Origin of the sequence: Mucilaginibacter sp. (genome assembly GCF_025362475.1) — a bacterium.
Classification (GTDB): Bacteria; Bacteroidota; Bacteroidia; order Sphingobacteriales; family Sphingobacteriaceae; genus Mucilaginibacter.
The window spans coordinates 159,308-174,223 of the sequence record NZ_JANYGH010000058.1 but is presented as its reverse complement, the minus strand read 5'-3'; the positions used below and the strand labels follow the sequence as shown (position 1 = coordinate 174,223).

8 protein-coding genes are annotated in these 14,916 nt (G+C 40.6%); all 8 read left to right on the top strand.

All coding sequences use genetic code 11. The features are described from left to right. The first annotated feature begins 141 nt into the window (after window positions 1-141). Window positions 142-1,797, top strand: a complete 1,656-nt coding sequence (locus tag Q0R88_RS19385) for a sodium:solute symporter (protein ID WP_295719334.1) — start codon at window positions 142-144, stop codon at window positions 1,795-1,797. Between the two features lie 11 nt (window positions 1,798-1,808). Further along, window positions 1,809-2,276, top strand: a complete 468-nt coding sequence (locus Q0R88_RS19380) for an L-rhamnose mutarotase (RefSeq protein WP_295719332.1) — start codon at window positions 1,809-1,811, stop codon at window positions 2,274-2,276. Window positions 2,277-2,992: 716 nt separating this feature from the next. Beyond that, the gene (locus tag Q0R88_RS19375) at window positions 2,993-6,289 is read left to right on the top strand and encodes a TonB-dependent receptor (protein WP_295719330.1); all 3,297 of its coding nucleotides are present in this window, start codon (window positions 2,993-2,995) and stop codon (window positions 6,287-6,289) included. Window positions 6,290-6,315: 26 nt separating this feature from the next. Continuing rightward, a complete protein-coding gene (locus Q0R88_RS19370) occupies window positions 6,316-8,241 on the top strand; it encodes a RagB/SusD family nutrient uptake outer membrane protein (protein WP_295719328.1) in 1,926 nt (641 codons plus the stop codon). Between the two features lie 39 nt (window positions 8,242-8,280). After that, complete coding sequence (locus tag Q0R88_RS19365; protein WP_295719327.1) at window positions 8,281-9,510, top strand: DUF4959 domain-containing protein; 1,230 nt, start codon at window positions 8,281-8,283, stop codon at window positions 9,508-9,510. A 45-nt stretch (window positions 9,511-9,555) separates the two neighbouring features. Further along, on the top strand, window positions 9,556-10,767 hold the full coding sequence (locus tag Q0R88_RS19360; RefSeq protein ID WP_295719325.1) for a DUF4998 domain-containing protein: 1,212 nt from the start codon (window positions 9,556-9,558) through the stop codon (window positions 10,765-10,767). Window positions 10,768-10,992: 225 nt separating this feature from the next. Beyond that, on the top strand, window positions 10,993-12,153 hold the full coding sequence (locus Q0R88_RS19355) for a glycoside hydrolase family protein (protein WP_295719322.1): 1,161 nt from the start codon (window positions 10,993-10,995) through the stop codon (window positions 12,151-12,153). Window positions 12,154-12,274: 121 nt separating this feature from the next. Beyond that, on the top strand, window positions 12,275-14,557 hold the full coding sequence (locus Q0R88_RS19350) for a glycoside hydrolase family 95 protein (RefSeq protein WP_295719320.1): 2,283 nt from the start codon (window positions 12,275-12,277) through the stop codon (window positions 14,555-14,557). The last annotated feature ends 359 nt before the right edge of the window (window positions 14,558-14,916 follow it).

Here is a 14,916-nt window from a genome sequence, read left to right as displayed (position 1 = left end):
AATCAAGAGATAAGAATTAAGAGATAAGAATCAAAACCAAAACACCACGCGTCATTGCGAGGAACGAAGCAATCTCCAAACTGTACAGAGAAACCACACGAGTTCGCTCTGGCTTTTAAAGGTTATTTTTAAAATGAAAATATGATACATACACCCGATTTAGTCATTAGCGCCTTATACATTATTGTGATTTTTGTTATTGGCTTATGGTCGGGAATCCGTCATCAGCGCAAAACAAAAAATAACAACAACGAGGCCGGTGAGTACTTTTTGGCAGGTAAAAAACTACGCTGGCCAATGATAGGACTGGCTTTGTTTGCCACCAACATTTCCTGCGTGCATTTGGTAAGTCTTGCTCAAAGCGGTTTTGACACTGGCTTGCTCAATGGCGATTTTGAATGGATGGCCGCATTTACGCTGATATTGCTGGCGCTTTTCTTTGCGCCTTTCTATATTAAATCGGGAGTTTCAACCCTGCCCGATTTTCTTGAAAAACGATATGATCGTGCAAGTCGCGATTGGCTGGCCATTATATCCGTGGTATCTGCAGTGCTGATCCATATCGCATTCTCCTTATTAGCCGGTGGTATTGTTTTACATACCTTGTTTGGTGTTGATATGTACACCAGCGTAATCGTGATCTCTATTATTACTACTATATATACGGTAGTTGGCGGTTTAACTGCCGTTGTAGTAACGGAATCTATACAAACCGTTGTGCTTTTGGGAGGGGCCATTATCATGAGTATTGCCGCTTACACTAAAATGGGGGGCTGGGAACCGATGGTTGATGTTTTGAAACATACAGATCAGCTTAGTAAACTATCCATGCTGCGCCCGCATGGTGATGCAAGTGGAATGCCCTGGTACGCAGTATTTTTAGGCTACCCGGTGCTGGGGATATGGTACTGGTGTGCCGATCAAACCATAGTTCAAAGGGTTTTGGGGGCAAAGGACGAAAATCATGCAAGGGTTGGTCCGCTGTTTTGCGGGTTTATAAAAATACTGCCCGTTTTTATTTTTGTGATGCCCGGTTTATTTGCCTATACGCTGGCACAAAGCGGCCATTTAGATATCTCGGCATTAAAAAGTATGGTGAACGGTAAAGAGGTGGTAAACAGTAAGGGTATCTATACACTGATGATTACCCAGCTTATCCCGCCAGGATTGATTGGCGTACTGGTTGCCGCGTTGTTATCAGGTTTGATGAGCCAGATTTCCGGCGCTTTAAATTCCATATCAACCATAGTAAGCTATGATATTTATAGAAGGTATAAACCCGATGCTACTGATAAGAAGCTTGTGAACGTGGGCAAAATAGCCGCGGGTGTATCGCTGGTTGTATCGTTGCTGATGCTGCCTCTGCTCAATAATTACGAAAGTATTTTTAATGGACTAAACGATATCATTGCTCACATAGCACCGCCAATAACATGTGTGTTTTTATTGGGTGTATTCTGGGAAAAAGCTTCGGCTATATCTGCAAAATATACTTTATGGGTAGGCTCGGCAGTGGGGGTATTGGTATTTGTAGTTGGCAAATTGTATCCTTTAAGTGCCATTGGGCAAATACCGTTTATGATGATGGCCTTTTATCTTTTCCTTACCTGTTTATTGATGCAGATAACGCTCTCCTTTATGTATCCGGTTCGGCATACTAAAGAGAGTGCCACACTGTACTGGAAATCGCCATGGGAACCATTGAGGGGAGCTGCCTGGAGTGGTTTGGGCAATTATAAAGTGCTTTCGGCTTTGTTGATATGTATAATGGCAGTGCTTTTTTACCTTTTCAGATAAAATATAATCATATGAGCTCACCCAAAGCACCCCTTCTCATTTTAATAGTAACAAGCTGGATTGGCTTCGGGATATATATGAAGAGTCAGCAAAATAAGCATAAAGATCCCGGCGATACACCAAAGGCGGCTAACGTGAAAGTGCAGCGTTTTGGTATGATAACCGGTTTAAAACCCGAGAAGCTGGCCTATTACAAGAAGCTGCATGCTAATGCCTGGCCACGAGTATTAAAAAAGATTGCGGCCTGTAACATTCATAATTATTCTATCTACATTCAAAAAATTGAGGATAAATATTTTTTGTTTAGCTATTTTGAATATACCGGCACCAATTTAAAGGACGACATGGCTAAAATGGCTGCTGATACCACTACGCAGCGATGGTGGAAAGAAACAGATCCAACACAAATTCCGCTTCCTGAAGCTGCTGCACAAAAAAAACAGTGGCAAAATATGGAAGAAGTGTTCCACACCAATTAAGTGCGTTGAATTTGGATTTGGGCACTCTTTCAAATTCAGCTCCCCGTTTTGTTTATATCCTAACGGATTTGCATTAATGCTGTCATGTTTATAAATGTTTAATATATAATTTATGTTAAATGCAATATTTAAGATTTCACATCATTGAATTACACATTAGTGCTATTATAATCCATCAAGTACAAATCATTTTTAAAAATATAAAACACTCCTATATAGCGCTTGTGTGTGATTTGTACAGTTATTTTTTGTGTGAAAAAAAATGAAAAAGGATAGTATAATCCATCTAATTTCAAGATTTATCCATTTCAAATAGTGTTAAGGTAAATTAGTTTTACTAAACCAATTTAACCAAATAATAAACTTAGAAGTATGCAAGAAAATTACTTTCAATTAAAACCCATCTGAATCATGTTATTAATTACCAAAAGCCACATTGGGTAATTAATTTTTCATACCTGTTTAGTTGCATTACTAGATAAACGCTAAAAAGGTAAAGTGTTATCCCATAAGGCTTTCAATTTCTACAGTGAATAAAACTGCGTTTTTATATGCACGGGCATGCTTTGCCTTTTTTACTGAAAAAAAAATAAACTGTAAAATATACATTAAATAAGAATACAGCTAAAGCGCGGGGCCGATACCCCATTAAATTATGAAAAAGTATTACACCAATTTTTCCTTAATCAATTTGCAAACCAATAATTAACCAATTTATGAGAAAATTTTACGATGTATTAAGACGCCTTTGGGTGTTGAAAATTCCTTATAACTCACTAACAGCCCTACTTGTGCTTGTTTTTGTATTTATGGGTTTTGGTTCTGTTAACCGTGCAGCCGCACAAACTAAAGTTACTGTTATAGGTACCGTTACAGATACGCTGGGCGTGCCGGTTATTGGCGCCAACATTGCGCCTTTAAATAAAAAGGGCAGTAGCACAACAACAGATGGGAATGGTAAATTCCTATTGGATGTTGAACCTGGAGCAGTTTTAAAAATAAGCTATGTGGGGTACATAGCCAAGCAAATAACCATATCATCCAGCCAAAAGGTATTGAAAATTGTACTTTCTGAGGCCAAAAGCCAATTTGATGATGTAGTTATTACGGCCTATGGTAGAAAACAATCAAGGGAAGCCGTAGTAGGTTCCGTAACATCTGTAAAGCCGGGTGTTTTAAAAATACCGGCAAGCAACTTAACAAATGCTTTAGCAGGGCAGGTAGCGGGTGTTATCGCCTATACTCCCAGCGGGCAACCAGGGCAGGATAATGCCCAGTTCTTTATCAGGGGTGTTACTACCTTTGGTTACAGGCAAAGCCCCTTGATCCTGATTGATAACGTTGAGTTAACAACATCAGATTTGGCGAGGTTGAACGTAGATGATATTGAAAGCTTTTCGATATTGAAAGATGCGAGTGCCACAGCCTTATATGGCGCAAGAGGTGGTAATGGCGTTATTTTGGTTAAAACCAAAGAAGGTAAGGCTGGTAAAGCACAAATTAATGTAAGGGTTGAAAACGCTTCGTCGCAATCAGTGAAAAGTATTCAGCTGGCCGATCCTATTACATACATGAATCTTTATAATGAAGCTACCGTGACACGTAATTCTTTAGCGGAGCGCCCTTTTTCTGCTAATAAAATTGCAAATACCCAGGCCGCATTAAGAGGTGATCCGGGAAGCAATTCGTATGTATATCCTGCTGTAGACTGGTTGGGCATGTTGTTTAAGAAAAACACCAGTACCCAACGTGGCGACTTGAGCCTGCAAGGTGGTGGTGGTATCGCACGTTATTATGTTGCCGGTTCATATAGTAACGATAACGGTATATTACGTACCGATATCAGGAACAACAACAATAACAACGTTAAATTTACCAACTACCAGCTACGCTCAAACGTAAATATTAATGTAACTGATAAAACAGAATTAGTTGTTCGTTTATCCGGCACATTTAACTCCTATAATGGTCCGCAAACTGCTGATGGTGGTTTTTCAACAGATCTTTATAACGAGGCAACGCACACCAGCCCGGTTTTATTCCCGGCCTATTATGCGCCGGATTCTGCCAACGTTAATGTAAAACATATTCTTTTCGGTAATACTGCAGGTACGTCTACCAATACGCCGCAAACGCGTAACCCATACGCAGATTTATTAAAGGGACATAAAAACTCAAACGAATCCAGGCTGCTTGCTCAATTGGAGTTAAATCAGAATTTGGATTTTGTAACCCAGGGTTTAACATTTCATGGTATTTTCAGTACCAACAGATACGCATATTTTCAATCTAATATGAACTATAATCCTTTTTATTATGAAGTAAAATCTTATGATAAAGCGGCTAACCAGTATACGTTAAATTGGATTAATAATCTGCCGGGGCAGGCGCAGGAATACCTTAACTACAACAGGGATGTTAACTCAGATAATCTGCAAACCCAACTTTACCTGCAGGGGGTAATGGATTATAGCCGCACTTTTGGGAAAGACCATACCATAAGTGGCTCATTGATCGGTACCCGTCAGCAACAAATATATTCTAACAACAAAGATCCTGATATTGTTGACAATCACCCTGATCAGAATCCTTATACGCTGCAATATTCTTTACCTTATCGTAACGAAACTGTGGCAGGTCGTGCAACCTATTCATACAAGAGCAGGTACTTTTTGGAATTCAACTTTGGCTATAATGGTACCGAGCGTTTTTCTGATAACCACAGGTTTGGTTTCTTCCCAACTATTGGTGCATCATGGATCATATCTGACGAGAAATTCTGGGGCGATCTGTACAATGTGTTTGACAGGTTTAAACTTCGCGCCAGCTACGGTTTAGTTGGTAATGACCAGATCAGTAACCGAAGATTTTTTTATATATCTGATGTGAATTTAAATGGCGGCGGTGGTGCTTCATTTGGTACAAATAATATTTACAGCCATAATGGAGTTGCAATCAATAATTATCAAAATAACGATATCACCTGGGAAAAATCGAAACAGTTAAATTTAGGCGTAGAATTCACCATATTTAAAAATTTCAATGTAACTGCTGAGGTTTACCGGAACGACAAGTATGATGTATTGCAAGATCTAAGCCTTGACAATATACCATCAACACTGGGCCTTGAGGCTCCTATTTCTGCCAATATTGGTAAAGTTCAATCAAAGGGCATTGATATCCAACTTGATGGTAAAAGAAGTATAGGAACTTCGGGCTTTATTTCAGCGCGGGCCAATTTTACCTACACAGCCAACAAGTATGTGCAGTTTGAACAACCTGCTTATGAAGCTTACAGGCTTAAGGTAGGGCAGCCACTTAACCGCGATTACGGTTATATAGCTGATCGTTTATTTGTTGACGATGAAGAAGCACGCAATTCACCAACCCAGAGCTTTAGTAATGGCGGAACTTTGCCTTTAGGCGGGGATATTAAATATCGCGATTTAAATGGCGATGGTAAAATAGATGGAGCTGACCAGACATACCTGGGCGATCCAAATATTCCACAAATTGTATATGGTTTCGGTGTAAGTGGCGGATGGAAAGGATTTGACCTTTCTGCATTCTTCCAGGGACAGGCAAAGGTTTCTTTCTTTATTGACCCTGCCCGTACAAGCCCTTTTATACAGAGCCCTGATACACAGTTTAATGGTAATACACAATTGCTCCAGGAGTATGCTGATAACCATTGGTCAGAGGATAATCAAAATTTATATGCATTGTATCCAAGGTTAGGTATTAACGGCGCACAGATTGAAAACAACAGGCAAAAGAGTACCTGGTGGATGCGCGATGGAAGCTTCTTAAGGCTAAAATCAGCAGAGTTGGGATACACACTTCCTGCCAAAATTGCCAAAGCTTTAGGGGTGAAAAACACCCGTATTTATGTTAACGGCTTAAACCTCCTTACCTGGAGTCCATTTAAAATGTGGGATCCGGAATTGGGTGGTAACGGATTTAATTACCCGATCCAGAAAGTGTTTAACATTGGTATAAATGTTAATTTATAATATTAACCGACGATTAGTTTAAGAATATGAAATCATATTACAAATATTTATGCATGATAGCCTTGGCTATGACGGGTGTATCATGTAAAAAGTACCTTGATGTTATCCCTGATAATGTTGGTACTATTGATTATGCCTTCAGGAACCGAAACGAGGCAGAAAATTATCTTTTTGCATGTTACAATGCGATGCAAAGCACAGCTGATATACACTATAATGCTGGTTTTGTAACCTCGGGCGAGACTCTTTTTCCAAATGATCTTCAGGACAACCAGGGGGTTGATCCCCAGGGATTCAACCTGGTGCGCGGAACACAAACCTCTCAAAACCCAACATTGAATTTCTGGGACGGGGCAAATGGCGGCCAGGCGATGTTTAAGGCAATCAGGAAATGTAATACCATGCTGGAGAACATTGATAAGCCTATTGATCTTACAGCAGGTGAAAAGGAAAGATGGATAGCGGAGGTTAAATTTTTAAAAGCCTATTACAACTATTACTTATACAGAATGTATGGGCCAATTCCTATTGTTGATAAAAACCTGCCTATTAACGCTTCTGCAGAGGACGTAAGAATAAAAAGGGCTCCGGCAGATTCTGTAGTGAATTATATAGTTAGGCTAATTGATGAAGCCGTACCAGGCTTACCCCCTGTAATACAGAATCAAACCCAGGAACTGGGCCGTATAACAAAAACAATAGCACTTTGTGTAAAGGCAGAAGTGTTGGCAACGGCAGCAAGCCCTTTATTTAATGGCAACCCCGATTTTGCATCTTTAAAAAATAAGGATGGTCAGCTATTGTTTAAAACCGCATATGATGCCACCAAGTGGGATAGAGCAGCAGCAGCGTGTCTTGCCGCTATTACCACTTTCGAAGCAAATGGTCAAAGGCTGCACGTGCAAACAGATTTAACGTCAAATATTCCGGTAAGTCTTACTGATTCTTTGAAAAAAGTATTAAACCTGCAAACAACCATTACCGATAAATGGGAAACAAATCCAGAATTGATATGGGCTTTAAATGCGCATTTTGGATATGGTAACCAGGAATATTTCATGCCAAGGTTAACCGCAGGCGCAGCCGGAAGTTTAATTGCGCAGGGAACTATTGCAGCTCCAATTAGTCAGCAGGAACTTTTTTATACCAATAAAGGAGTACCAATTACCGAGGATAACACATGGGATTATGCCAACCGTTATACTAAACAAACGGGAGATGATGCCAATAGGTTTTACATCCACAATGGTTATGAAACGGTGAAAGCCCACTTCAACCGTGAACCAAGGTTTTATGCCGATATGGCTTTTGATGGCGGCGTTTGGTATGGTAACGGCGTAACTGGCAATGGCGAAAATGCATTGTTTGTAGCAGGTAAAGGCCCATCTTCGTTTGCAGGTTTTAAAGATTATATCCGTTTAAATGAAACAGGTTACTGGCCAAAAAAATTGGTAAATTATTTAACAATTTACGATAAATCCATGACCTGGGAAGATTTTCACATGCCATTGATCAGGGTTGCAGGTATGTACCTGTTATATGCCGAGATACTGAATGAGCAGGGAAAAGCATCCTCAGAGGTTATTCCATATATTGACAGGATCAGAACAAGGGCTGGTTTACCAGGTGTTGTGGAAGCATGGACCAAGTATTCAAAAAATCCAACCAAGTATGCAACACAGGATGGTTTGCGCCAGATAATTCACCAGGAAAGAAGGATTGAGTTGGCTTTTGAAGGACAAGCCGGCTGGGATCTGCGCAGGTGGAAAGAGTTGCAGTCAGTTATGGCCAAACCATTACAGGGATGGGCGTTTCTTGAGGAAAGTTTTGTTAACTATTATCGCCCGCATACTATCATCACACCAGTATTCAATAACAGGAACTACCTGTGGCCAATAAAGGCAGATGATTTAGTTGTTAATAATAATTTGGTTCAAAACCCAAATTGGTAAGCGGGGATAAAAAAGATTTAAAGAGATAATTGAAAAATTATGAAAAATATAAATAAATATTCATTACTGCTGCTTATATGCCTGGTAATGATGAGCATAATTTCCTGTAAAAGGAATGACGGCTTTAGTAATACGCCTGTTTCTACTGATAAAACGAAGCCCGGGGTTATTACCAATGTTAAAGTAGACAACTTTAACGGTGGGGCAAATATTACCTATGATCTTCCTAACTCCGATAACCTGCTGTATGTAGTAGCAAAATACAGTATCAGGGATAAGGTGACAAGAGAAACTAAATCATCATATTACAAGGATACAGTTGTTGTTAATGGTTTTGCAAAATCGCAGGATTACCAGGTTACGTTGTATGTTGTAAGCCGTGCAAACGTAATGTCTGATGCGGTTACGGTAACCGTACATCCATTAACGCCTGTATATGAATTGGTGAGGCCGTCCGCTGCAATTTCTGCCGACTTTGGCGGGGTTAACGTTAAAGCACTAAACCCGTTAAGAAGGAATATTGGCGTTATAGTAACCGCGTTTGATGATGTAACCAAATCTATGGAGGTTCAGGAGCAGCATTTTACAAAAACGGATACTATTGATTTTTCATTACGGGGGTATACTACAACCGCAAGGAATTTTGGCGTGTATATAACTGACGAATGGGGAAATATCTCCGATACGTTGAAGGTGACTTTGAATCCTTTATATGAAGAGTTGCTGGATAAAAGTAAATTTGAAACCTACACTTTACCAAGCGATGATGCACTTTATGAAGGCGGTGGATGGACAGTTAATAACCTTTGGGATGGTAAGCTAAATGATCCCGGCTGGCACACCTTTTCCAATTCAGTCCCTCCGTTTACCTGTTCTTTCTATGTAGGAAAAACCTATAAATTAAGCCGGTTTACAATTTATGGCAGGCAGGGTTATGAGTATGGCCACGGTAACCCGAAAGATTTCAGTATCTGGGGTTCAAACAAAACCCTACCTGCTGATGCTGTATTGCCTTTAACTGCTCCCGAAGGAACTGTAATAGGTGATTGGACAAATATGGGTAATTTCCATTGGCCACCGCCGCCATCCGGCTTACCTCCAACAACACCCAATGCAAGTGATAAGGCGTTTTTTGACCTCGGTGCCGAGTTTAATGTTCCGTTTAATGCGCCTTCGGTTAAATATATGCGCTTATCTATAGCCAGAACATGGGAAGGTGGTACGCTTGCACACGTTCTTGAGTTATCATTTTATGGTAAACCTGAATAACAGAGCAACCTGTACAAACAAAATAACTACTATTAAAATAAACATATGAAAAAGCTCATATATATAACATTAAGCTGTGTATTACTACTTGTAGTATATAGCTGTAATAAATCCCAAACGGAGTTTAAAAAGTTCCAGAATGGTAAGGAACTTATTTATACAGGCGCCGTTGGTAATGTGGTAACACAACCCGGGAACCTTAGAGTAGGCCTTAAATGGAAATCAAGCTCGGACCCAAGTATTACTAAATATGTAATATACTGGAATAACAAAGCCGACTCACAGGTAATTAGCGTGTCCACCAAAACGGACAGCATAAAAACCACTATAACAGGGCTTCAGGAGTTTGTTTACTCTTTCACCATATATTCTTATGATGCAAAGGGAAATAATTCTATCGCCAGGGAGGTAAATAATGTTAAAGTTTACGGATCTGTGTATGCCAGTACGCTTTTGAACAGAGCTTACAATGCAGCTAATCCATACGTTGTTCATAATGATGGTTCGGTAACATTGAATTTTAAAGGTGCCGATACTTCTGTTGTTAATGGCAACACCATAATTAATTATAATAATGCAGCGGGAGTAATATCTAAAGCAACGCTTTTGGGTAAAGATAGTGTTGTAACACTTCCAAGTTACCAATCGGGTGGGAAGGTTACCTTTCAGTCTTCTTATTACCCGGATTCAAACGCAATTGATGCATTTACCGTTACCAAGGCCGATCAATTCCCGGATATATTCGTGATTGCTCAATGTAATAAAGCGCTATTCACCGAAGTGCACCTTCCGCAGGATGTAAGCACTTATGAATCGGGAACAAGTATCAGCAAGCTTTGGGATGGAAGTAATGGCCCCCAGGGATATCCAAATATCTTCCACAGTGATGGATCTTATATTCCCCACGTGTTAACTTTCGATATGGGAAAATCCTATAACAGCTTATCGCAGCTGGAAGAAGTAGGCAGAAATTGCTGTAATAATCCTGATCAGTTTGAAGTATGGGGTATTAATGACTTAACCGGAGCAACTACCACTTTAAGGGCCGATAACTCTGGCTGGAAAGCTGAAGCAATTGCCAAAGGGTGGATACTGCTTAAATCGGTTACCCGGTCTGATGACGGGCAGGCTGCTTTAAAAGTTGATCTGTTAAGTAATCCTCCACCAATAAGGTATATCCGTATCAGGGTATTACATACCGTATTAAATTCTGGATACAGCAACATGAGCGAAATGACCTTCTGGAATAGACAATAATAATTGGTTGAATTTGAATATGGAAACCTCGCGGGTATACCACCCGGGAGGTTTTTTTATAAATTTTTTAACACGCAACAGACCATACATTTCAAAGAAATTATCCATTATTAAGTAGGCATTATCCATTTCGGCCTCGATTTTTTACCATTAATTTGCCCAAATCAAAATAGGCCTTCCCGTCTTTTACCAATTATAAAACAAAATATTAACCGCTTCTAAATAATGAAGATTTACGTAAAAACAATAGCTAAAATCACAACCGGCCTGTTGTTAATTACAACGCAGTATAACCTGCATGCACAAATACCCAATACAGCTACAATAACCAAAGAATTACCTACGGCAAAGGGCAAGCCTACAAAGGTTCCGTATTCGCATATGGCGTTAACGGCAAAGCTGGTGGGCGTTGCTATTGGCAACCCGAATTGGTATAATTGGTGCGTTTCGCCGATACAGGGTAAGGATGGCAAAATTCATATTTTCGGCAGCCGCTGGCCGGCCGCCGAAGGGATGGAAGGCTGGACTGGCCCGAATGCCGAGATAGCGCACTTTGTGAGTGACAAGCCCGAAGGGCCATTTAAATATGTCGCTACCGTTATGAAATCGTCCCTGTTCCCGGACAAACGTACTATGTGGGGGCCGCATAACCCACGATTGGAAGCTGTAGATGGTAAGTACATTTTACTTTACATCTGCCAAAATCCATCTAAGGAAACTAAACAGCGTATCGGCATGATGATAGCTGATAATTTAAATGGCCCCTGGAAATTTGCAGGTGAAAAGGGCGGCATCGTAATACAAGAGTCTAATGACCCGCAGCATTGGACCTATCATGGCGATATAGGTACCGATAACCCTGCCTTTATGAAAATAGACAAAAAATATTACATCTATTTCAAATCTGGCACGCCGCATCAAATGGAGTCAAAATATGGCTATGCCGTTGCCGATAATCTGGAAGGGCCGTATGTAATGTGCGATAAACCTATAACCGATAATGTATCGTACCTGGAGGATGCCCAAGCTTTTAAAACCAATGGCAAATATTACCTGTTAACAACCGATAATTTGGGAGGCAACACCGGTATTTACGGCTATATTTCACTTTGGGAATCAAAAACAGGCTTATCGTTTAAACTGGCCGACTCAAAAATTGCTATGGGCAACCTGTTTGATTATTGGGGAACAGAAGAAGATCATCAGAAATTATTAGCCACACCGGGCCACTTTCAGCGCGATCAAAGCGGTAAACTTGAGCGGCCGGCCGTGCTTATCCTAAATGGCAAACCTGCGTATTTTTACAGTGCAGCCGACGTTAATATTACCGGTGGCAAGGTTTCGGAATCGTACGTTTTTAAAATAAATTGGGATAATGGGAATTGATAAAGCTATGGCGTGGGTAACAATTATGTTAATGCTTTAATAACACAATAATTTGCTAAGATTGATGGTTGGCAACGGTTGTTTTATTTAGATATTTAGCTCATCCTATTTTAAACCAAACATGAATAAAAAGATAATTTATATTGTCCTTGTAGCGCTCAGCATAATATCGGCGAAGACTGTAAACGCGCAAAAAAGAGCTGAAAAAAAATCAGACCCTTTAATAATCTGGGATGATAAACCCGCGAAAACATGGATGACTGAAGCCTACCCAATGGGTAACGGCCGTTTTGGCGGGATGGTTTTTGGCGGCCTGGCGCAGGAACATATCCAGTTCAACGAGATCAGCCTATGGACGGGCGATGAATCTGAAACCGGGGCTTACCAGGCTTTTGGCGACTTGTTTGTTAATTTTAAAGGTAAAGATACCAGTATGGCTATACCTGCTAACTATCGCAGGCAACTGGATATCAGCAAAGCTATTCAGCAGATAGCTTATGCTGATGGAGGAGTAGCTTACAAGCGCGAATACTTTTGCAGCTTTCCGGATAAGGTAATGGTATTGCATTTTACTGCCGATAAAAAGGGAGCTTACTCTGCCATCATCGGCCTTAAAGATGCCCATGGGTCAAAAGTTACTGCCAATGGTACGGCGCTGCAAATAGAAGGTAAACTGGAAAATGGCTTAGCCTATAATGCATCCATCGTTGTAAAAACAGAAGGAGGTACAGCCACTGTTGAAAGTGATGGCAAAGGTGGTACACAGCTTAACATCAACCAAGCTAATGGTTTTACTGTTTTGCTTTCGGCAGCAACAGATTACAGCAACAAACGCGAGCAACATTGGCGGGGTGAAGCGCCGGGTATCAAAGTAAAACAAAACCTTGATGCCGCATCAGCTAAAACATTCCTGCAATTATTTAATAACCATTTGCTGGATTATAAAAGTTTGTTTGGCAGGGTAGCTATAAACCTGGGTACAACACCTGCGCCAATAGCTGCCGAACCAACCTATAAACGTGTTATTGATTATAAAAAAGCTGCCGATCCGCAACTGGAAGCGCTGCTTTATCAATATGGACGTTATTTGCTGATCAGTTCATCAAGGAAAGGCGGGTTGCCTGCCAACCTGCAGGGGCTTTGGAACGAGAGCAATAACCCGCCATGGCGCAGCGATTACCACTCCAATATCAACATCCAGATGAACTACTGGCTTGCCGAGCCCACAAACCTTTCTGAATGCCATATTCCTTACCTGGATTATATCAACAGCATGCGCGAGGTTAAAAAGGAAAGCACTCAAAAAGAATACCCCGGTGTGCGCGGCTGGACAGTGAAAACCGAAAATAACATCTTTGGCGGCTCAAGCTTTTTGTGGAACACTCCCGGCAGCGCATGGTATGCGCAGGGCATTTGGGAACATTATGCTTTTACAAGAGATAAACAATATTTACAAAGCTTTGCTTACCCTGTTCTTAAGGAGATAGTTGAGTTTTGGGATGATCATTTAAAACACAGGCCCGATGGTACACTTGTATCGCCTTTGGGCTGGTCGCCAGAACATGGTCCAACGGAAGACGGTGTAACTTATGATCAGGAAATAATTTATGACCTGTTTACCAATTATATTGAAGCCGCGGATGTTTTGGGCGCCGATAAAACCTATCGCGATCATGTAGATGATATGAAAGAACATTTACTAAAACCTAAAATTGGTAAATGGGGGCAGTTACAGGAATGGGAAACAGATCGTGATGATCCGAAAGATACGCACCGGCACTCATCAAACCTTTTTGGCTTGCACCCCGGCAGGCGCATCAGCACAATCAAAACACCAGAACTGGCACAAGCAGCTAAAGTGAGTTTATTGGCTCGCGGCGATGTATCAACAGGCTGGTCAATGGCCTGGAAAATGAACTTTTGGGCACGACTGCAGGATGGTGATCATGCCTATAAAATCCTGAACAACTTTATAACGCTGGCAGGTGGCTCAGGTGTTAATTACAACGAGGGTGGGGGAGTTTACGCCAACCTTTTCTGCGCGCATCCGCCTTTTCAGATAGATGGTAATTTTGGTTACACCGCTGGCGTTACAGAAATGCTTGTGCAAAGCCAAACAAACGAAATTCAGCTATTACCTGCCTTACCCAAGGCATGGTGGAGCGGTAATGTACAGGGCTTGCGTGCCCGCGGCGATTTCGAGATCACCAATATGGAATGGAGAAATGGCAAAATTGCAAAGCTTACAATTAAATCATTGGCAGGCGGTGTTTGTAATTTAAGATCGCCTAATGCTTTAAAAAACAATATTGCAGGCTTAACGGGTAGTCAGGAAAATGCCGACTTTAAATATAGTTTTAAAACGCAAGTGGGCCAGTTGTATAGTTTCTCGGCAGTAAATTAAAAGAATCAATTATATAACTTTTGGGGCAGATTGGATTTTCTTAGATCACAAAATTGATACAAAGCTGATTTGCTGGTATGGATGTATCCCTTCTTTTTTTATCGTGTTGATTATAAATGCTCTATTACCGAATAATATATGTGAATGCAAGGCTAAACCCGGTTTAACAAGTGGATTATCCATCTTTTTCAAAGGTTTATCCATTTTTTGAAATGCAATAACCCGATACATTTACCCCTGACCAATAAAACAAATTCAAACAAATGCAGCATATTTTAATACAGGTACAAAGCCCGGCTTTGGATCAGTTGAAAATAATTTGTCTGTTCAAACATTAAGAGATATAACCATTGAATAAT

What these genes read in the sequence shown, in the direction of transcription:
- Q0R88_RS19370 (WP_295719328.1), top strand. Translation starts at nt 6,316, where the DNA reads ATGAAATCATATTACAAATATTTATGCATGATAGCCTTGGCTATGACG.
- Q0R88_RS19360 (WP_295719325.1), top strand. Translation starts at nt 9,556, where the DNA reads ATGAAAAAGCTCATATATATAACATTAAGCTGTGTATTACTACTTGTA.
- Q0R88_RS19375 (WP_295719330.1), top strand. Translation starts at nt 2,993, where the DNA reads ATGAGAAAATTTTACGATGTATTAAGACGCCTTTGGGTGTTGAAAATT.
- Q0R88_RS19385 (WP_295719334.1), top strand. Translation starts at nt 142, where the DNA reads ATGATACATACACCCGATTTAGTCATTAGCGCCTTATACATTATTGTG.
- Q0R88_RS19355 (WP_295719322.1), top strand. Translation starts at nt 10,993, where the DNA reads ATGAAGATTTACGTAAAAACAATAGCTAAAATCACAACCGGCCTGTTG.
- Q0R88_RS19365 (WP_295719327.1), top strand. Translation starts at nt 8,281, where the DNA reads ATGAAAAATATAAATAAATATTCATTACTGCTGCTTATATGCCTGGTA.
- Q0R88_RS19380 (WP_295719332.1), top strand. Translation starts at nt 1,809, where the DNA reads ATGAGCTCACCCAAAGCACCCCTTCTCATTTTAATAGTAACAAGCTGG.
- Q0R88_RS19350 (WP_295719320.1), top strand. Translation starts at nt 12,275, where the DNA reads ATGAATAAAAAGATAATTTATATTGTCCTTGTAGCGCTCAGCATAATA.